We start from the raw sequence: 17,865 nt of genomic DNA on the forward strand, positions 1-17,865 counted from the left end.
ACCGGAGTTCCGGTGCACGGCGGAAGTCGTTCATCGGGCCGAGTGCCCGGCCTGCAGGCAGGCTCCGGCGAGCCGCAGGTGCAGCCATTCGACGGTGGCCCAGTCGGCGGGTTCGGTGAGGGGCGCGGTCCGGTCCTCCAGCAGTCCGCGCATGTATCCGGCCAGCAGGACGACCGGCGAGACCTGCCCGGCCGCATCGATCCCGAGGTCGAGAATGTCGCGGACGGCGGCGGCGTGCTGATCGAGTTGCGCGGACAGCCCCGGCAGGGCGGCGGCAGCCGCGAAAGCCGGCGCCCCGTGGGTCCGGTGGATGCCCTCCAGATAGCGGCGGGCGGAGATCTCGAACACGCGGGGACCCAGGGCGAACATAACCCAATGGTAACAACGCGCCGTCATTTATCGAATTGTGATCTGCCGCGCATTCCTGCAGGTGATAGGCCTTCGGGGTGACTCAGGCCCGGCGCCGGACCGGCTCGGCGCCGGCCACCGGATCGGTCCATTCGTCGGCCGGTAGCGTCGGCCGGTACCAGGCCGCGTGCGCTCGGTCGTCGGAGACGCGTTCGGCGTGGTGCGGCAGGTGGTTGGCGTGTACGTGCGCGGCCGCCATGCGGTCGATCGTGGCGCCGAAGGAATCGTCGCGCTGCTCGCCGATGACGGTTGGTAACAATGTCCTCCGCGCCTGCGGAATACACTGTGAGGCAGTGCGTTCGCCGGAAACGGAATGTGACTGCCCGCGAAATGACAAGTGGCGCCGCCCTTCTCGTGACTTCAGCGGAACGCCGACGCGTCGGTGAGCGCCTTTCCGAGCACCAGCTGGTGGACCTCCGCGGTGCCCTCGTAGGTGAGGACCGATTCGAGGTTGTTGGCGTGCCGCAGCACCGGGTAGTCGAGGGTGATGCCGTTGGCGCCCAATACAGTGCGGCACTCCCGGGCAATCGCGAGGGCCTCGCGGGTGCTGTTCAGTTTGCCCGCGCTCACCTGCTCCGGGGTCAGTTCGCCGCGATCCTTCAGCCGCCCCAGGTGCAGTGCCAGCAACTGGCCCTTGCCCAATTCCAATGCCATATCCGCCAATTTCGCCTGGGTGAGTTGATAGGCGGCCAGCGGTTTCTCGAAAACCTCGCGCGTGCGCGAATATTCGATGGTCGCACTCAAACAGTCGCGGGCTGCCCCGAGCGCGCCGAAGATTATTCCGAACCGTGCCTCACCCAGGCACGCCAGCGGGCCCGACAGACCGGACGCGCCCGGTAGTAGCGCGTCGGCCGGCAGCCGCACCTCGTCGAGATCGAGTTCGGAGGTGACCGAGGCGCGTAGTGAGAGCTTCCCCTTCATTTCCCGGGCCGTGAACCCGGGCGTACCCGCGGGCACCAGGAAACCGTGCACGACATTCTTTCCGCCGGTCTCGGCCCGAGCCCACACCACGGCGATATCGGCCACCGACCCGTTGGTGATCCACATCTTCGATCCGTTGAGCACCCAGTCGCCACCGTCGCGGCGGGCCCGCGTACGCATTCCACCGGGGTTGGATCCGAAATCCGGTTCGGTCAGACCGAAACAGCCGATCGTGTGCCCGGCCGCCATATCCGGTAGCCACTGCTGTTTCTGTTCCTCGGAGCCGTATTTGTGCAGGGCGGTCATCGCCAGCGATCCCTGGACCGACACCAGCGACCTGAGCCCGGAGTCGGCCGCTTCCAATTCCTGGCAGGCCAGCCCGTACGCGGTGGCAGGCAGGCCGGCGCAGCCGTAACCCTCCAGGTGCATCCCGAGTACGCCCAGCTTCCCGAGTTCCGGCGCGATATCGCGCACCGGGAATTCCCCGGCCTCGAACCACTCCGCGATATGCGGCCGGATATGCCGGTCGGTGAAGGCCGCGACGGTATCGCGGATCTCCCGTTCCTCCCCGGTCAGCAGTGAATCTGTGGCGAACAGCTCGGCGACGGTCAGCATGGCCTCAGGGTAACCGCCGGCGGCTGTCGTGCGGACGGCCCGGACCAGGGCGCGAGCCTGCCCACACGTCGGCCGCCCGGCGTGCGGCCGTGGCGCATCCGACCTTTAGGGTGGGGGTATGAGCGAACTGGGATTCACCACCAGGGCTGTGCACGCCGGTTACGATCCCGACCCCCGGACCGGCGCGGTGAACGTGCCCATCTATGCCAGTTCCACCTTCGCCCAGGACGGGGTGGGTGGACTGCGGGACGGTTATGAATACGCCCGCACCGGCAACCCCACCCGGACGGTGCTGGAGGCCAATCTGGCATCCCTCGAAGTCGGCCGCTACGGCCGGGCATTCGCCTCGGGGATGGCGGCCACCGACTGTGCGCTGCGGGCGATGTTGCGCCCCGGCGACCATATCGTCATTCCCGACGACGCCTACGGCGGCACCTTCCGGTTGATCGACAAGGTGTTCACCGAATGGGGAATCGAGCATTCCCCGGCCGCGATCACCGATATCGACGCGATGCGCGCCGCGATCCGTCCGAACACGAAACTCATCTGGGTGGAATCGCCCACCAATCCGCTGCTCAATATCGGCGATATCCCGGCACTGGCCGATATCGCGCACACCTCCGGCGCCAAATTGGTCGTCGACAACACCTTCGCCACCCCGTATCTGCAGCAGCCGCTGCTGCTCGGCGCCGATGTCGTGGTGCATTCGACGACGAAGTATCTGGGCGGGCACTCCGATGTCATCGGCGGCGCGCTCGTCACCGACGACGCCCAGCTCGACTCGGCCTTCGCCTTCCTGCAGAACGGCGCCGGCGCGGTACCGGGCCCCTTCGACGCCTACCTCACGATGCGCGGTACCAAGACGCTCGCGCTGCGGATGGACCGGCACTGCGACAACGCCGAGACCCTGGCCGAGTTCCTGTCCCGGAATCCCGCGATCAGCCATGTGATCTACCCCGGGCTGCCAGAGCACCCCGGCCACGCCGTCGCCGACAAGCAGATGCGGCGGTTCGGCGGAATGATCTCGGTGCGACTGGCCGGTGGTCCCGAGGCCGCCCGCGATCTGTGCTCGCGGACGAAGGTGTTCACACTCGCCGAATCGCTGGGGGGAATCGAGTCGCTGATCGAGCATCCGGCGGCCATGACCCATGCCTCTACAGCAGGGTCGCTTTTGGAAGTGCCCGATGATCTGGTAAGGCTGTCAGTGGGAATCGAGGACATCAGCGATCTGCTGGCCGACCTCGAGCAAGCCCTGAGCTGATCCCGCCGGGGCACCACCGAGTATTCGGGAGACACGCAGGACATGGACGAGCGGCCGTATCCGGGAAAACGGATGCGGCCGCTCGCGTCGTCATACGGTCCGGTGCCGGCGGAGTGCGCCGCGCCCGGGCCGGTGGTCTCAGCTGTGGTACGGCTCGGCGCTGACCAGCGTCACCTTCATGAGGTTGCCGCTGGGCAGGGTGTATTCGCGGGTCTCACCGACCTTCGCATCGATCAGCGCCTTGCCGAGCGGGGAACTGGGCGAGTAGGTCTCCAGGTCGGGATTGCCCAGGCCCTCTTCGCGGGTCGCGATGAGGAAGGTCTCGGTATCGGACTCGTCACCGTCGTAGTAGACCTTCACCACGGACCCGGGCAGCGCGACACCGGACTTGGTGGGCGCCACGCCGACCTTGGCGTTGTTCAGCAGTTCCTGCAGCTGCCGGATCCGGGCCTCCTGCTGGCCCTGTTCCTCGCGCGCCGCGTGGTAGCCGCCGTTCTCCTTGAGGTCGCCTTCTTCGCGGCGCTCGTTGATCTCGGCGGCGATGACCGGACGATTGGCGATGAGCGCGTCGAGTTCGCTCTTGAGCCTGTCGTGCGACTCCGGGGTCAGCCAGGTCACTTGGGTCTCAGTCATCTCGATCACTCCCTAGTAGTTGTCCCCGGCAGGCCGGGATTCCTGATCACTGCGGCACGGCCCACCCGCAGGCAGACATGCTTCAGCAGACGGCTATCGCGATCTGCGGGAAGTTCGAAACCCCGACAGTCCGACTCCGGGACCCTCCCCGGCATCGACCGCTCCGGCCGCCAATGCAGCAAACACGGCTCCGAGCCCCGGAACCGTGTGTGAGGCCATTTTAGCATGATTCACAAAGATGCAGGTCGGGCGAGTTTTTACCAGCGGGTCAGCTGCGCTCGGCCTACTTCTACGACCCTTGCGATACCCACGTGGGCCGGGTCCTAACCCGCGCTCACTCGGTTTTCAGGTAGCCCGGCACCTTGTCGGTGCAGGTGTAGATCGCCGCGGAAGCCGGACGTTCGGAGGCCTCCACGACCGTGGAGAGCCGCACCGTCTTATCGCCCGCCGTGGGCTGCACCAGCACCTCACGGCGGCCCACTTCGGTGAGGTCGCGGGACATGGCCCGCACCAGGCACACCACCGGTTTCGACGGGTCGGCCCGGGTGAGCCGGATCTGCACCTCCACCGAGGAATCGTCGAGCACGGTGTAGCCGAGTTCCTCCGATTCGATGTCCTTCGGACCGAACTTCGCCCAGCCCAGATAGGCGACCCCGACCCCGGCGAGCAGCACCACGGCCGTCAGTACCACGCCGATCAGGCGGCGATTCGGCCGCGCGGTGCGCCGGCCGTAGCGGTCGGCGTTGCGGTCCCGCGCGGAATCGGCGGCGTCCGGAGAAGCCGCCGCGGCAGCGCCGGGGGAGCCCGGGCGGCCGGGTTCCGGCGTGGGATCGGTCATGATCTGGTGCTCCCGGGGGGTAGGTCGGAACAGAATCGGTCCAGATGGAACTATAGGTAACGAAGTCCGAACACCCGCGACCGAGAGCGACGGTGAACGAGAAGTGAGTGGCCTTCGCCTCATGGCGGTGCACGCCCACCCCGACGATGAATCCAGCAAAGGTGGTGCGACCACCGCACGCTACGCCGACGAGGGACATGACGTCCTCGTCGTCACCTTGACCGGCGGGGAACGCGGCAGCATCCTCAACCCGGCCATGGACACACCCGGGGTGCTGGAGCGGATGGACGAGATCCGGCGCGAGGAGATGGCGGCCGCGGCCGCCGCGCTGGGCGTCCGGCAGACCTGGCTGGGTTTCATCGACTCGGGACTGCCCGAGGGCGACCCGCTGCCCCCGGTGCCGGAGGGTTCGTTCGCGCTGGTCCCGCTCGACGAGGCCACCGAAGCGCTCGTCCGGGTGGTCCGCGAGTTCAAACCGCACGTCATGACCACCTACGACGAAATGGGTGGCTACCCGCACCCGGACCATATCCGGTGCCACGAGGTATCGGTGGCCGCGTTCGAGGCCGCCGGCGATCCGGAGAAGTTCCCCGACGCAGGCGAGCCGTGGACTCCGCTGAAGCTGTACTACGACCACGGCTTCACGATCCGGCGGATGGAGGTGTTCGCCGAAGAGTACGAGAAGCTGGGCGAACCGTTCCCACTGCAGGAATGGCTGGACCGGTCCCGCAAATACGCGGTGGAACGCGGCGACATCATGGCCCGGGTCACCACCCAGGTCGAATGCGGTAAGTACTTCCCGCGCCGCGACGACGCACTGCGTGCCCACGCCACTCAGGTCGATCCGAACGGCGCGTTCTTCGCCATTCCGCTGGAGATGCAGCAGCGGCTGTGGCCGACCGAGGAGTTCGAACTGGCGCGTACCCGGGTCGGCACCGATATCCCGGAGACCGACCTGTTCGCCGGTATCACCGACGAGTACCGCTGATGTGGGCCGCTGCTCTCCCGGTATCGGCGACCGTGCTGCTGGCACAGACGCCCGGTACGCCGACCGGCCCGGAATTCGGTAAGGCGTCCCCGCTCGGGCTGGCGATCGTGCTGATCCTGCTGGCAGGCACGTTCCTGCTGGTCCGTTCGATGAACAAACATCTGAAGAACCTGCCGGAGACCTTCGAACCCGAACATCCGGAACCCGATCAGGAAGCCGACGAGGGCACCGAACCGCGCGTGCCGCGGCGGCCCGAGTCCGCATCGAACGGTGGCGCCGAGGACCGCGACCGTCCGGTGTGACGTACCGCGACCGTGAGCGGCCGGCAGAACACGCGGGGGCCGTGCCCGCCCGGCGCCCCTGGGGCGAACCGTAGTTCGCGGTCGGTGACGGCCGGGAACCGGTGTCCGGGCCGGAAAACGAAGTGGTCCGTGCCTACGGGTATGGGCACGTACTCGGCGTGGAACGCGTCGCGGCCGACGACGATTTCCATGCCCTCGCCGGTAACCGCTCGACGGTGGGGGGCGAGGATCGCGGCGGCGCGGGTTGCGCGTGACCGCGACCGGGTGGTCACGCCGGCTACCAGTCGATGAGGTCCAGCCGGTGCAGGTGCTCGAAAACGAGCAGTGAACCGGGCGCGACCTCGGGCATGGCGGCGTACTCCGCACCGGTGAAGTAGCGGAATTCGGCGATCTCACCGAGCGGGCCGGGTTCGGCGGTGACCTCGGCGAGGAAACAGGTCATATGCAGCCGGGTCCCGGCGGTATGCCCGTAGGCGTCGGCCTCGAAAACGCCGAGTTCGCTCACCTCGGTGACGCCGACGCCGAGTTCCTCCCGGACCTCCCGGTGCAGTGCCTGCAGCGGGCTCTCCCCCGAGTCGATCTTCCCACCGGCCATGTAGAAGACGGTCTTCCCGGTCGAACGGGTCTGGATCAGGCGACGGTCGCGGATATGGGCCAGGGCGGCGGTTCTGATCACGGCTCCACCGTAGAAGTGTGTGCGGGCGCGGGGCTCGGCAGGGCGGCGGCAGGCGTGAGAGGGTGGAAGTGTGAATCGTCTGGGACGCGCGACCTCACCGTACCTGCGCCAGCACGCGGACAATCCCGTGCACTGGCGGGAGTGGGACGCCGACGCGCTGGCCGAAGCCGCCGCGCGTGACGTGCCGATCCTGCTGTCCATCGGGTACGCGTCCTGTCACTGGTGTCATGTGATGGCCTACGAATCGTTCGCCGACGAGGCCACCGCCGCGCAGATGAACGCCGAGTTCGTGTGTATCAAAGTGGACCGGGAGGAACGCCCGGATCTGGACGCGGTGTACATGAACGCCACGGTCGCGATGACCGGCCAGGGCGGCTGGCCGATGACCTGCTTCCTCACCCCGGCGGGAGAACCGTTCTACTGCGGGACCTACTACCCGAAGGTGCCACGCGGCGGGATGCCGTCGTTCACCCAGCTGCTCACCGCGATCACCGAAACCTGGCGTAACCGCCGCGCCGATGTGGATACGGCGTCCGAGCAGGTGGCCGCGGCCCTGCGCGAGCAGGCGGGCGGGATCCCGAAATCCGAGCTCACCGTCACCACCGAACTGCTCGACCACGCCGTGGCCGCGGTGCTCCGCGATTTCGACGAGGCCCACGGCGGCTTCGGCGGCGCGCCGAAGTTCCCGCCCTCCGCGCTGCTGGAGGGTCTGCTGCGCAGCTGGGAACGCACCGGCGACCCGGCGGTGCGGGCAGTGGTGGACCGCACCGCCGAGGCCATGGCCCGCGGCGGTATCTACGACCAGCTACGCGGTGGTTTCGCCCGCTATTCGGTGGACGCGGCCTGGGTGGTCCCGCATTTCGAGAAGATGCTCTACGACAATGCGCAATTGCTGCGGTTCTACGCGCATCTGGCGCGCCGGAGTCCCGCGGATCCGCTGCCGCACCGGATCACCGAAGAGATCGTGCAGTTCCTGCTGGACGATCTGTCCACCGCGCACGGTCTGGCCTCCGCCCTGGACGCCGACACCCACGTCGAAGCGGGCAAACCCGGTGTGGAGGGCGCGACCTACGTCTGGAATCCCGCCGAGCTCGTCGGCGAACTCGGGCCCATCGACGGCGCCTGGGCCGCGGAGGTTTTCGGGGTCACCACCGCCGGGAACTTCGAGCAGGGCTGTTCGGTGCTCACCCGAGGCGCCGATCCGGAGGACAGCGAGCGGCTCGAACGTGCCCGTACCGCGTTGCGCGCCGCCCGGCAGCGCCGCCCCCAGCCCGATCGCGACGACAAGGCGGTGACCGCCTGGAACTGTATGGCGATCACCGCGCTCTGCGAAGCCGCCCGCGCCCTCGACCGGCGCGACTGGTTCGACGCCGCCCACGACCTCGCGCGGGTGATCCTGGACCTGCACGTGGTGGACGGCCGGGTGCTGCGCGCCTCGCTCGGTGGGGTCCCCGGTAACGCGCCCGGCGTACTCGAGGACTACGCCTGGCTGGCCACCGCCCTGCTGGCACTGCACCAGTATTCGGGTTCGGCCGGCTGGCTACCGGATATCCATCGCGTCCTGGACGCCGCGATCGCGCATTTCGCCGACCCGGACGAGCCCGGTAGCTGGTTCGACACCGCGGACGATGCCGAAACTTTGATCGCCCGCCCGCGCGACCCCATCGACGGCGCCACCCCCGCGGGGGCGTCCGTGCTGGCCGAAGCACTGCTGACCGCCTCCGCTGTCGTCGAACCCGACCGCGGCGCGCGCTACCGGGAGCTGGCCGAACACACGCTCGCCCGCGGCGCGATGGTGCTGGCGAAAGCGCCGCGTTCGGCCGGCCAGTGGCTGACGGTGGCCGAGGCCGCGCTCCAGGGCCCGTTGCAGATCGCCATCTCCACCACCGGCTACCAGCCGGTGGGCGATGCCGAACTGCTGGAGGTCGCGCGGGCCTACGCGCCCGGCGGTGCGGTCGTCGTCCGGGCCGAGGTGGACACCGTCCCGCTGCTCACCGACCGGCCCTCGATCGACGGCACCGCGGCGGCCTATGTGTGCCGCGGATCGGTCTGCGACCTGCCGGTGACGACACCGGATGCCTTGCGCGCCGCCCTGACCGGGCCCGCGGCCTCCGCCCCGCGGTAGGAGACCCCGGCGGGCGGCGCGGCGGCCGCGATACCGGGCTCAGTCGACGGCGGTCCCCTCGAGCTCGACCAGTTGGCCGGGAATCGCCAGCCGGGTGACTCCGAGCATCGTGGTGGCCGGTGCCACGCCGGATGCACCCAGCCGCGAGGCGAGTACGCCGTAGTGCTGGAACAGCAGGTCGACATCGGTGGTGTAGACGTTGAGCCTGACAAGGTTCACCAGGGACATCCCGGCCTCGCCGAGCACTGCCGCCAAGTTGTCGAGGCTCGATGCCAGCTGGGCTGCCATATCACCGGCATGCTGCGGTTTACCGTCGCCGCTCATCGCGGTCTGCCCCGAGCAGTACAGGGTCCGGGTGTGACCGGAGACGAGTTCGCCCTGGTTGAACCCCATCTCCGTCGACCAAACCACCGGGTTGACCGCTGTTCGTTCCACTGCCACATCTCGTTCCACTGCCACGTCGAGCTCCGTTCGATTCGGTGAAGTACGTACGCCCATCGGCGCGGTAGCCGCGGTTCGGGACGCCGTGGTGGCAAGCATGCCGACGAATCACGACATCCTGTGTCGTGTATTCCGGTTACAGTTCCCGGATGCGCGCGGACCGGTTGGTGTCACTGGTGCTGCTGCTGCGTCAGCGCGGCCGGCTGACCGCGACGGAGCTGGCCGGCGAGCTGGAGGTGTCCCCCCGCACCGTGCTGCGTGATATCGAGGCGCTGTCCGCGGCCGGTGTCCCGGTCTACGCCGAACGCGGTCGGCACGGCGGTTTCGCGTTGTTACCCGGGTTCCGGACCGAACTCACCGGGCTCAACCACGACGAGGCGCTCGCCCTGCTGGTCGCCGGATCGCGGCGCGGCGTGCAGGCATTCGGTCTCGGTTCGGCGCTTGCTTCGGCCATGCTCAAGGTGGTCGACGCGCTACCCGAAAGCCATCGGAACACCGCCGCCGACGTGGCGCAGCGACTGCTCATCGACCCGGAGACCGATCTGCTGGCGCGCCGGTCGGTCGCCGAGGAGGCACCCGGCAGCATATCGGCCGAGATCCGGCGCGCGGTGCTCGCCGGGAAAAAGCTGCGCATCCACTATGCGGCTGTCGACCGGACCCCGGCGTGGCGCACAGTGGACCCGATCGGCCTGGTCATCGTGCGCGACCAGAGCTATCTGCTGGCCACGAGATCCGGCGCGGAACGCACCTACCGGTTATCGCGGGTTTCGGCGGCAGAAGCACTTCCCGAACCGGCCGAGCGCTCGGACCGGGTCGACCTGACACGAGCCTGGCAGGAACGCAGTACCCGATTCCGCAACGGTGGTGACCGGATCGCCGTCCTGGTACGGGTGAACCCGGCGCGGCGGGACGAGCTGGTGCGCACCGCGCTGAGCGTCGGCGCCGAGGAAGCCGATGCGGACGGCTGGTCGCGGCTGGAGGTGACCTTCCAGGATGCGCGGCACGCCGAATGGGCGCTGTGGCAGCTCACCACGGACGCGGAAGTCCTGGCCCCGCCGTCGATGCGCACCTGCCTGCGCGACCGCGCCGCCGCCATCGCCACTCGCTACGGAGCGCCCTAGCGCTCAGCGCGGCGCCTCGTGTTCGCGGTCGGTCCAGGAGGGGGTCGGTGCGTCGATACCGCGCAACGCGACGGCTCCGTACTTCACCCACTCCGCGCGCTCGCTCGCCGCGGCGGCATCGACCACACTCTGGGAGACCAGGATGCGCCGCGGTACCTCCTTGGCGCGGCTGGTGAGCCGGGCCGCGGCGTTCACCGCGTCCCCGATCACCGTGTACTCCCGGCGGGTGTCGGTACCGACGTCCCCGGCGAACACCCGGCCCCGGGCCACGCCGATACCGATATCGAGTTCGCCCGCCGCCAAGACCTCGTCGCGGATCCGGCGGGCGGCGCGCAGGGCGGGAGTCGCGTTGTCGGCCAGCGCGATCGGGGCACCGAAGATACACAGCGCCGCGTCACCTTCGAACTTGTTCACCAGCCCGTCGTTGTCCTCGGTCGCGGCGACCACGGTGGCCATGAGCCGGTTCAGTTTGGCCACGAACTCCTGCGGCGGGAGCCCGGTGGAGATCGCCACCGATCCGGTGACGTCCACGAACAGCGCCGAAACCTCCCGCACGTCACCGGTGAGATCGATACCTCCGGCAAGTGCCCGCTCGGCCACCTCCTCGCCGACGTGCCGGCCGAACACGTCCCGCATGCGCAACCGTTCGCGCAGGTTCGCCGACATCTCGTTCACCGAATGTTCCAACCGGCCGATCTCGCTGGCGCTGCCCACCGACACCCGCACATCCAGATCGCCCCGGGTGATCCGGTCCACCGCTATCCGAAGCGTCCGCAGCGGCGAGGCCACGGCCCGGGTCAGCGCCCAGGTGGCCAGCACCCCGACGACCAGGCTGATCGCGGCGAGATAGATACCGGTCCGGATCCGGTGTTCCATGGAGGTGGCCGGATCGGCGAGCACCACGATCAGCGCGCTGAGCGGCATGGCGCCCGAGACCGCCCAGGCCAGCGCCACCCGGACGAATACCGACGAACTCCAGTGCATGGTCGCGCCGAGTACTCCGGCCACGATCGGCACCACCGGCCGGATGACCCGGTCCACGATCAGGTAGGTCAGGCCGGCCGATTCGAGTCCACCGACGGTGAACATCGCGAGCAGGACGGTGAGATCCTTCTCGGTGGTCAGACCGGCCAGCAGGATCGCCGACAGCACCACCCCGGGCGCCCACATCACCAGCGAACGCACGGTGATGGCGAGCGGCAGGTGCAGGATCCGCCGCGCCTCCTCGGGGGTCGGCTTGCGGGAGCTGTCCAGCCACGCGAAATAGCTCATGCGGTCGCGGACGGCCAGCGCGATCCCCAATAGCGACGCGACGATCGGGTAGACGGTGACCAGCATCAGCCCGCTCAACTGATCGGCGCCGACGCGACCGGGGAAGCCGATGAGCACCAGCTGGGTCACGATGACCGCGAGACCGCTGAGGTGGGCGGCGATGACGACCGACGCCAGCCCCCAGCGGGCGAGGACCGTCCACTGCATCAGCCGGGTGACCATCCCGGCCCGGGGTCGGGATCCGACACTGTAGGCCATCGGCGGGTTACCCGCGGTGGCCGTTGGAGCGCGGGCGGCCGGTATCGAAGGACACGACTCAGCAGCCTAATCGACGTACCTGGTCAGCGGTCCGGGAACGAGCTCGCTCACCCCAGCAGTACCAGCCAGACCGCCGCGTAGTGGCAGAGCGCGGCCACCACGGTGGCGGCGTGGAAGAACTCGTGGTGGCCGAAGGTGCTCGGCCACGGGTTGGGCCAGCGGGTGGCGTAGAGGACCGCGCCGATGCTGTAGGCCAGCCCACCGGCGACCAGCAGCAGTACCGCCGGTAGACCGACCGAACGATAGAGTTCGCCGCCCACCGGCACCACCGCCCAGCCGAGCAGCAGATACAACGGCACCCCCACCCACCGTGGCGCGAGTGGCCACAGCAGTTTCAGGGCGACGCCGGCCAGCGCGCCCGTCCACACCACGGCGAGCAGGATCTGCCCGGTCGGCTCGGGTAGGCCGAGCAGTGCGAACGGGGTGTAGGTGCCCGCGATGAACAGGAAGATCATCGAGTGGTCCGCGCGTTTCATCCGCGTCCGGGCCTGGACCGTCTGCCAGGTGATGCGGTGATAGACGGCGCTGATCCCGAACAGCGCGCAGATGGTGAGTCCGTAGATCAGGGTCGCGACGACCGCTGTCGCCGAGACGGTGGCCGCCGTCGCGACCAGCGCGATCACGGCCACCGCGGCGACGCCGGTGGCCCAGGTGTGGATCCAGCCGCGCATCCGTGGTTTGACCAGCGCGACCAGTGAGTCGGCGGGGTTGGGGACCGGATCATCGCTGTTCGGGCCGGTCCGTGGGTCGACCGCGGCACCGGCGAGGGGGCCGGTGGGATCGAGGTCGCCGGGATTCGGGGGACCGCCGGGGGACGGGTTGGACACGTTGCCTCCTGGCTCGAGTATGCGTTGCTCGGCTTCCGGCGGCAGCGCGACGGCCCGCCGCTGGTGCGGACCTGCGGGTACCTCCGCGGCCCGCCCGAGGGGCAATACTTAACTCTTGGGTAACCTACGGCGGCGTAGGTTTCTCTCGTGGCTACTGTACCGGTTCACCCGCCGACAGGGGCTGTCTCCGCCGCGGCCGTGACCGCCACCGCATTCCGCCACAACTACGGACCCCGACCGGAAGAGGCGTACTGTTGGTCGTCGTGGAATTTCCGAGTCGGCTGCGGGGCTTTCCCTATCGCATCTACGAGGCCCGTCTGGCCAAGCGGCTTGCGGACAAACAGCATCCGCGCCATGTAGCGGTGGTGTGCGACGGTAATCGCCGCTGGGCCCGGGAGAACGGGTTCACCGATATCACCCACGGACACCGGGTCGGCGCCCTCAAAGTCGCCGAACTGGTCAGCTGGTGCGAAGCCGCGGGAATCGAGCTCGTCACCATCTACCTGCTCTCCACCGAAAACCTCAGCCGCGGCCAGGAAGAACTGGAAACCCTCTTCGAAGTCATCACCGACGTCGTCGAGGAACTCGCCGCCCCCGAACAGAACTGGCGGGTCCGTATCGTCGGCACCCTCGACGGTCTGCCCGAGCTGGTCGCCAAACGAATGCGCACCGCCACCGAACGCACCCGCGAACGCACCGGCACCCACGTCAACGTCGCCATCGGCTACGGCGGCCGTCAAGAAATCGCCGACGCCGTCCGCCAGCTGGTCCGTCAGGAGATATCGGCCGGCGAAACCGGCGAAGACCTGGTCCAGTCCATTACGGTCAGCGCCATCGGCCAGCACCTCTACACCTCGGGACAACCCGACCCCGACCTGGTGATCCGCACCTCCGGCGAACAACGGCTCTCCGGCTTCCTGCTCTGGCAGAGCGCCTACTCCGAGATCTGGTTCACCGAGGTCTACTGGCCCGAGTTCCGCCGCGTCGACTTCCTCCGCGCCCTCCGCGACTACGCCGCCCGCCACCGCCGCTACGGCACTTGAGGCCCCGACCGTCCTACCGGCTCCGGGGACTGGACCTCGCCGAACTCCGTGAGCCGGCCCGCCGGTATCACAACTTCCGCAACCGCAGCCGGTTGATCGTATGGTCGGAGTCCTTGCGCAGGACCAGGGTCGCGCGGGGGCGGGTGGGCAGGATGTTCTCCACCAGATTCGGGCGGTTGGTGGAGTTCCAGATGTCCTTCGCGGCGGCCGTCGCCTCGGCGTCGGTGAATCTCGCGTAGTGATGGAAGTGGGCTTTGGGATCGGCGAAACCGGTGGCCCGCAGGCTCAGGAACCTTCGGACGTACCAGTTTTCGATATCTTCGATCCGCGCGTCCACATAGATGGAGAAATCGAACAGATCCGAGACCATGAGCCGCGGCCCGGTCTGTAAAACGTTCAACCCTTCGACGATGAGGATATCCGGCTGGCGTACACAGTGGAATTCGCCGGGGACGATGTCGTAGGAGATATGTGAATAGACCGGTGCGCACACTTCTTCGGCACCCGATTTCACTTCGGTGACGAAGCGAAGCAGTTTGCGGCGGTCGTAGCTCTCCGGGAAGCCCTTACGGTGCATGAGCCCGCGCCGGATGAGTTCCGCCGTGGGGTAGAGGAATCCGTCGGTGGTCACCAGGTCGACGCGGGGATGGTGGTCCCAGCGGGCCAGCAGTGCCTGCAGTACGCGGGCCGTGGTGGATTTGCCGACCGCCACGCTGCCGGCCACACCGATCACGAAGGGGACCTGTTTGTCCGGATGTGATTCCCCGAGGAAGGTGGCGGTGGCCGCGAACAAGCGCTGTCTCGCCGCGACCTGCAGGTGGATCAACCGGGCCAGCGGCAGGTAGACCTCGGCGACTTCTTCCAGGTCGATCTGTTCGCCCAGACCCCGCAGTCCGATCAGTTCCTCTTCGGTGAGCACCAGCGGAGTCGATTTGCGCAGTTCCCGCCACCGTTTCCGGTCGAATTCCACATACGGACTCGGCTCGCTCGCCTTGGCCATCTACTCAGCGCTCCACTCGGCCGGACACTCGTGCTCGCGGTGCCTTGCGCGTGGGATTCCGCCGCTGCGGCTGTCGCGACCCCGGCAGGTCCGGCGCTCTGGCTGTGCCCTCATGGCTGAATTCTGCCCCTCGGCGGGGAGCGGGGGGATCGGGGGGTCCATTAGGGTTCTCCCGTTAGGGTCGAGGCCATGGAAGCCCATCCCCTGGTGATCGAATACCTGCGGCTCGGTCTGGCATTCGACCGGATCGAAGAGGGGTTCGTCGACGCCTACACGGCCGATCCGCGGTTGCGGCAGGAGGTCGAGAACGCGCCGAAGCCCGAACCCCGGGAACTGGCCCGGACGGCCGCACGCTTACGTGCGGAACTGCCGCACGCCGGTCTCACCGCGGAGCGGTCCGAGTTCATCGATGTGCATCTGCGGGCGCTGGAATGCTCGGGCCGCAAGTTCGCCGGCGACGATATCGGTTTCGTCGACGAGGTCCGTGCCTATTTCGACGTCGAGATCGCGCCCGGTGACCCCGCCGACTACCAGGAGGCGCACCGCAGGATCGACCAGGTCCTGGCCGGATCGGGTCCGTTGGCGGAACGGATGGCGGCCCATCGCAAAGCCGACGAGATCCCGCCGGACAAGCTCGAGGCCTGCGTCGCGGCGTTCTCCGGCGCACTGCGCGAACTGGTCCGCGCCCGGTACCCGCTGCCCGACCACGAGCACGTCACCTACGAGGTGGTCGGCGACAAGCCGTGGTCCGGTTTCAACTATTACCTCGGCAACTACCGTTCGACGGTCGCCATCAACTCCGACCTGCGCCAGCACATGGCGAATCTGCCCCGGCTCATCTCGCACGAGTCCTACCCCGGGCACCACACCGAGCACTGCCGCAAAGAGGCCGGCCTGGTGGCCGCCGGGCAGGCCGAGCAGACGATCTTCCTGGTCAACACCCCGCAGTGCCTGATGGCCGAAGGGTTGGCGGACCTCGCGTTGCGCTCGATCGTCGGGCCCGGATGGGGCCGGTGGGCCCAGGAGATCTACGCCGACCTCGGACTGCGGTTCGACGGCGAACGTGCCGAGCGGCTCGCCGAGGCCTCCGGCCAACTCCTCGGGGTCCGGCAGGATGCCGCGCTCATGCTGCACGACCAGGGCAAGGACGCCGACGACGTGGCCGCCTTCCTGGAGCGCTGGTCGCTCACCACCCCCGATCGCGCCCGCCAGTCGCTGCGCTTCCTGTCCTCACCGCTGTGGCGCGCCTACATCAGCACCTACGTGGAGGGCTACCGGCTGCTGGGCGGCTGGCTCGACCGTGCCGCCGACGAGGACGACCGCGCCGACCGCTTCCGCCGTCTCCTGGACGAACCCCTCATCCCTTCGGCCCTCCGCGTCGCCTGACCGGGGCGTCACGTCCACGGCGTCTTTGCGAGCACCGACAGGTGTCGTGGGTTACCGACGCCGATTGTGGGCACCTCGGAGGTTCACCTCCCATCGTTTCCGGTGGCCCGCGGCCGGGGTCGGTGCCCGGCCCGGTCCCGGAGCGACACAGGGAAGGAGCGCAGCGACGCCGACGGTGGCGCGGAGAACCGGGATCACGCGGCTCCGGCCCCGCCTCGCCGAGGACGGGGCAATTGAAGGTCGGCCGGGGGTGACTCATACACTGGCGTGGTGACGCAGACGACCGCCTCTGTCAATACCCAGTCTCTCGGTGAGCTCGATCCCGAACTCGCCACCGCGATGGCGGGTGAGCTCGCCCGCGAACGCGACACCCTGGAAATGATCGCGTCGGAGAACTTCGTGCCGCGCGCGGTGTTGCAGGCGCAGGGCAGTGTGCTCACCAACAAGTACGCCGAGGGTTATCCCGGTCGTCGCTACTACGGCGGCTGCGAACACGTCGACGTGGTCGAGAACCTCGCCCGCGAGCGCGCCAAGGCGCTGTTCGGTGCAGATTTCGCGAATGTGCAGCCGCATTCCGGCGCGCAGGCCAACGCCGCGGTGCTGATGTCGCTGCTCGATCCGGGCGACCGCCTGCTCGGCCTGGATCTGGCCCACGGCGGCCACCTCACCCACGGCATGCGGCTGAACTTCTCCGGCAAGCTGTACGACGTCCACTCCTACGGAGTCTCCAAGGAAGACCACCGCGTGGATATGGACAATGTGCGGGCGATCGCGCGGGAGGCGCGGCCGAAGGTGATCGTGGCGGGATGGTCGGCGTATCCGCGGCACCAGGATTTCGCGGCGTTCCGGGAGATCGCCGACGAGGTCGGCGCCTACCTGTGGGTCGATATGGCGCATTTCGCCGGACTGGTCGCCGCCGGCCTGCACCCCTCCCCGGTCCCGCACGCCGACGTGGTCTCCTCCACCGTCCACAAAACCCTCGGTGGTCCCCGCTCGGGCCTCATCCTGGCGAAACAGGACTACGCCAAGAAGCTCAACAGTTCGGTGTTCCCCGGGCAGCAGGGCGGCCCGTTGATGCACGTCATCGCCGCGAAGGCGGTGGCGTTCAAGATCGCCGGCACCCCCGAGTTCGCCGAACGCCAGCAGCGCACCCTGACCGGTGCCAAGATCCTCGCCGAACGCCTCACCGGCGCCGACGTCGCGGGTAAGGGCATCAGCGTCCTCACCGGCGGCACCGACGTCCACCTGGTCCTGGTCGATCTGCGCAACTCCGACCTCGACGGCCAGCAGGGCGAAGACCTGCTGCACGAGGTCGGGATCACGGTCAACCGCAACGCCGTCCCCTTCGACCCGCGCCCCCCGATGGTCACCTCCGGCCTGCGTATCGGCACCGCCGCGCTGGCCACCCGCGGTTTCGGCGATACGGAGTTCACCGAGGTCGCCGATATCATCGCCACCGCCCTCGCGGGCGGTGCCGACCTGGACGCGCTGCGCGGGCGGGTCAAGAAACTCGCCAACGATTTCCCGCTCTACCAGGGCCTGGAGGACTGGAACCTGGTGTAATTCCCACACCCTCTCGGTGCCGAGTTCAGCGAGGCCCACAAAGGGCGGGGCCCACCGGGCCGATCGCCGGACCGGGCACGGCACGGATATCTCTGCAAAGGTGTGTAACGCAAGCGATTCCGCGACG

19 protein-coding genes are annotated in these 17,865 nt (G+C 68.4%); 9 read left to right on the plus strand and 10 right to left on the minus strand.

The features are described from left to right. Window positions 1-30: 30 nt before the first annotated feature. The 3 genes from ACLML9_RS20400 to ACLML9_RS20410 form a co-directional block, all read right to left on the minus strand. A complete protein-coding gene (locus ACLML9_RS20400) occupies window positions 31-369 on the minus strand; it encodes a DUF6401 family natural product biosynthesis protein (RefSeq protein WP_411947034.1) in 339 nt (112 codons plus the stop codon). Between the two features lie 82 nt (window positions 370-451). Next, window positions 452-667 carry a hypothetical protein gene (locus tag ACLML9_RS20405; RefSeq protein ID WP_411947035.1) on the minus strand — a complete coding sequence of 72 codons (216 nt, stop codon included), beginning with the start codon at window positions 665-667 and terminating at the stop codon, window positions 452-454. Between the two features lie 101 nt (window positions 668-768). Continuing rightward, window positions 769-1,944 carry an acyl-CoA dehydrogenase family protein gene (locus ACLML9_RS20410; protein ID WP_411947036.1) on the minus strand — a complete coding sequence of 392 codons (1,176 nt, stop codon included), beginning with the start codon at window positions 1,942-1,944 and terminating at the stop codon, window positions 769-771. A gap of 118 nt (window positions 1,945-2,062) precedes the next feature. On the opposite strand from ACLML9_RS20410, the gene ACLML9_RS20415 reads away from it, so the two are divergent. After that, window positions 2,063-3,205: a cystathionine gamma-synthase gene (locus ACLML9_RS20415; RefSeq protein WP_411947037.1), complete on the plus strand. Its 1,143-nt coding sequence runs from the start codon at window positions 2,063-2,065 to the stop codon at window positions 3,203-3,205. A gap of 138 nt (window positions 3,206-3,343) precedes the next feature. Here the strand turns inward: ACLML9_RS20415 and greA are convergent, their stop codons facing one another. Continuing rightward, a complete protein-coding gene (greA, locus tag ACLML9_RS20420; protein ID WP_357060644.1) occupies window positions 3,344-3,838 on the minus strand; it encodes a transcription elongation factor GreA in 495 nt (164 codons plus the stop codon). Window positions 3,839-4,172: 334 nt separating this feature from the next. Beyond that, window positions 4,173-4,676: a DUF4307 domain-containing protein gene (locus tag ACLML9_RS20425; RefSeq protein ID WP_411947038.1), complete on the minus strand. Its 504-nt coding sequence runs from the start codon at window positions 4,674-4,676 to the stop codon at window positions 4,173-4,175. 121 nt (window positions 4,677-4,797) lie between these two features. Here ACLML9_RS20425 and mca point away from each other — a divergent pair, with 121 nt between their 5' ends. The 3 genes from mca to ACLML9_RS20440 all read left to right on the plus strand — a co-directional run bounded on the left by mca (window position 4,798) and on the right by ACLML9_RS20440 (window position 6,220). Next, window positions 4,798-5,664, plus strand: coding sequence for a mycothiol conjugate amidase Mca (mca, locus tag ACLML9_RS20430; protein ID WP_411947049.1), 867 nt, complete (start codon window positions 4,798-4,800; stop codon window positions 5,662-5,664). Continuing rightward, on the plus strand, window positions 5,664-5,966 hold the full coding sequence (locus ACLML9_RS20435) for a hypothetical protein (protein ID WP_411947039.1): 303 nt from the start codon (window positions 5,664-5,666) through the stop codon (window positions 5,964-5,966). The genes mca and ACLML9_RS20435 overlap by 1 nt, the downstream gene beginning before the upstream one ends. Before the next feature lie 101 nt (window positions 5,967-6,067). Beyond that, window positions 6,068-6,220 (plus strand): hypothetical protein, encoded by a 153-nt coding sequence (locus tag ACLML9_RS20440; protein ID WP_411947040.1) that lies wholly within the window; start codon window positions 6,068-6,070, stop codon window positions 6,218-6,220. Between the two features lie 23 nt (window positions 6,221-6,243). On the opposite strand, the gene ACLML9_RS20445 is transcribed toward ACLML9_RS20440, so the two are convergent. After that, window positions 6,244-6,642 (minus strand): NUDIX hydrolase, encoded by a 399-nt coding sequence (locus tag ACLML9_RS20445; protein ID WP_411947041.1) that lies wholly within the window; start codon window positions 6,640-6,642, stop codon window positions 6,244-6,246. 70 nt (window positions 6,643-6,712) lie between these two features. Between ACLML9_RS20445 and ACLML9_RS20450 the strand changes: the two genes are divergently transcribed. Beyond that, a complete protein-coding gene (locus tag ACLML9_RS20450) occupies window positions 6,713-8,767 on the plus strand; it encodes a thioredoxin domain-containing protein (RefSeq protein WP_411947042.1) in 2,055 nt (684 codons plus the stop codon). Window positions 8,768-8,806: 39 nt separating this feature from the next. Here ACLML9_RS20450 and ACLML9_RS20455 read toward each other — a convergent pair whose 3' ends face one another. After that, a complete protein-coding gene (locus ACLML9_RS20455) occupies window positions 8,807-9,202 on the minus strand; it encodes a RidA family protein (RefSeq protein WP_411947050.1) in 396 nt (131 codons plus the stop codon). Window positions 9,203-9,357: 155 nt separating this feature from the next. Between ACLML9_RS20455 and ACLML9_RS20460 the strand changes: the two genes are divergently transcribed. Beyond that, window positions 9,358-10,329: a helix-turn-helix transcriptional regulator gene (locus ACLML9_RS20460; RefSeq protein ID WP_411947043.1), complete on the plus strand. Its 972-nt coding sequence runs from the start codon at window positions 9,358-9,360 to the stop codon at window positions 10,327-10,329. Between the two features lie 3 nt (window positions 10,330-10,332). Here ACLML9_RS20460 and ACLML9_RS20465 read toward each other — a convergent pair whose 3' ends face one another. Both ACLML9_RS20465 and trhA read right to left on the minus strand, forming a co-directional pair. Beyond that, window positions 10,333-11,859, minus strand: a complete 1,527-nt coding sequence (locus ACLML9_RS20465; RefSeq protein WP_411947044.1) for an adenylate/guanylate cyclase domain-containing protein — start codon at window positions 11,857-11,859, stop codon at window positions 10,333-10,335. Between the two features lie 107 nt (window positions 11,860-11,966). Then, entirely contained in the window at window positions 11,967-12,614 is a 648-nt protein-coding gene (gene trhA, locus ACLML9_RS20470) for a PAQR family membrane homeostasis protein TrhA (protein WP_411947051.1), read from the minus strand. Window positions 12,615-13,000: 386 nt separating this feature from the next. On the opposite strand from trhA, the gene ACLML9_RS20475 reads away from it, so the two are divergent. Continuing rightward, window positions 13,001-13,789, plus strand: coding sequence for an isoprenyl transferase (locus ACLML9_RS20475; RefSeq protein WP_411947045.1), 789 nt, complete (start codon window positions 13,001-13,003; stop codon window positions 13,787-13,789). A 67-nt stretch (window positions 13,790-13,856) separates the two neighbouring features. On the opposite strand, the gene coaA is transcribed toward ACLML9_RS20475, so the two are convergent. Beyond that, on the minus strand, window positions 13,857-14,789 hold the full coding sequence (coaA, locus tag ACLML9_RS20480) for a type I pantothenate kinase (protein ID WP_411947046.1): 933 nt from the start codon (window positions 14,787-14,789) through the stop codon (window positions 13,857-13,859). A gap of 189 nt (window positions 14,790-14,978) precedes the next feature. On the opposite strand from coaA, the gene ACLML9_RS20485 reads away from it, so the two are divergent. Further along, window positions 14,979-16,175 (plus strand): DUF885 domain-containing protein, encoded by a 1,197-nt coding sequence (locus ACLML9_RS20485; RefSeq protein WP_411947047.1) that lies wholly within the window; start codon window positions 14,979-14,981, stop codon window positions 16,173-16,175. Between the two features lie 270 nt (window positions 16,176-16,445). Continuing rightward, window positions 16,446-17,738, plus strand: coding sequence for a serine hydroxymethyltransferase (glyA, locus tag ACLML9_RS20490; protein WP_411947048.1), 1,293 nt, complete (start codon window positions 16,446-16,448; stop codon window positions 17,736-17,738). Window positions 17,739-17,865: the final 127 nt, after the last annotated feature.

Source organism: Nocardia sp. NPDC002869, assembly GCF_046764065.1.
In the GTDB taxonomy this organism is placed as follows: Bacteria; Actinomycetota; Actinomycetes; order Mycobacteriales; family Mycobacteriaceae; genus Nocardia; species Nocardia rhamnosiphila.

Bases quoted from the DNA above. Each gene is read 5' to 3' on its own strand.
- ACLML9_RS20465 (WP_411947044.1), bottom strand. From the start codon at position 11,859: ATGGCCTACAGTGTCGGATCCCGACCCCGGGCCGGGATGGTCACCCGG.
- mca (WP_411947049.1), top strand. From the start codon at position 4,798: ATGGCGGTGCACGCCCACCCCGACGATGAATCCAGCAAAGGTGGTGCG.
- ACLML9_RS20400 (WP_411947034.1), bottom strand. From the start codon at position 369: ATGTTCGCCCTGGGTCCCCGCGTGTTCGAGATCTCCGCCCGCCGCTAT.
- coaA (WP_411947046.1), bottom strand. From the start codon at position 14,789: ATGGCCAAGGCGAGCGAGCCGAGTCCGTATGTGGAATTCGACCGGAAA.
- ACLML9_RS20410 (WP_411947036.1), bottom strand. From the start codon at position 1,944: ATGCTGACCGTCGCCGAGCTGTTCGCCACAGATTCACTGCTGACCGGG.
- ACLML9_RS20485 (WP_411947047.1), top strand. From the start codon at position 14,979: ATGGAAGCCCATCCCCTGGTGATCGAATACCTGCGGCTCGGTCTGGCA.
- greA (WP_357060644.1), bottom strand. From the start codon at position 3,838: ATGACTGAGACCCAAGTGACCTGGCTGACCCCGGAGTCGCACGACAGG.
- ACLML9_RS20415 (WP_411947037.1), top strand. From the start codon at position 2,063: ATGAGCGAACTGGGATTCACCACCAGGGCTGTGCACGCCGGTTACGAT.
- ACLML9_RS20460 (WP_411947043.1), top strand. From the start codon at position 9,358: ATGCGCGCGGACCGGTTGGTGTCACTGGTGCTGCTGCTGCGTCAGCGC.
- ACLML9_RS20425 (WP_411947038.1), bottom strand. From the start codon at position 4,676: ATGACCGATCCCACGCCGGAACCCGGCCGCCCGGGCTCCCCCGGCGCT.
- ACLML9_RS20435 (WP_411947039.1), top strand. From the start codon at position 5,664: ATGTGGGCCGCTGCTCTCCCGGTATCGGCGACCGTGCTGCTGGCACAG.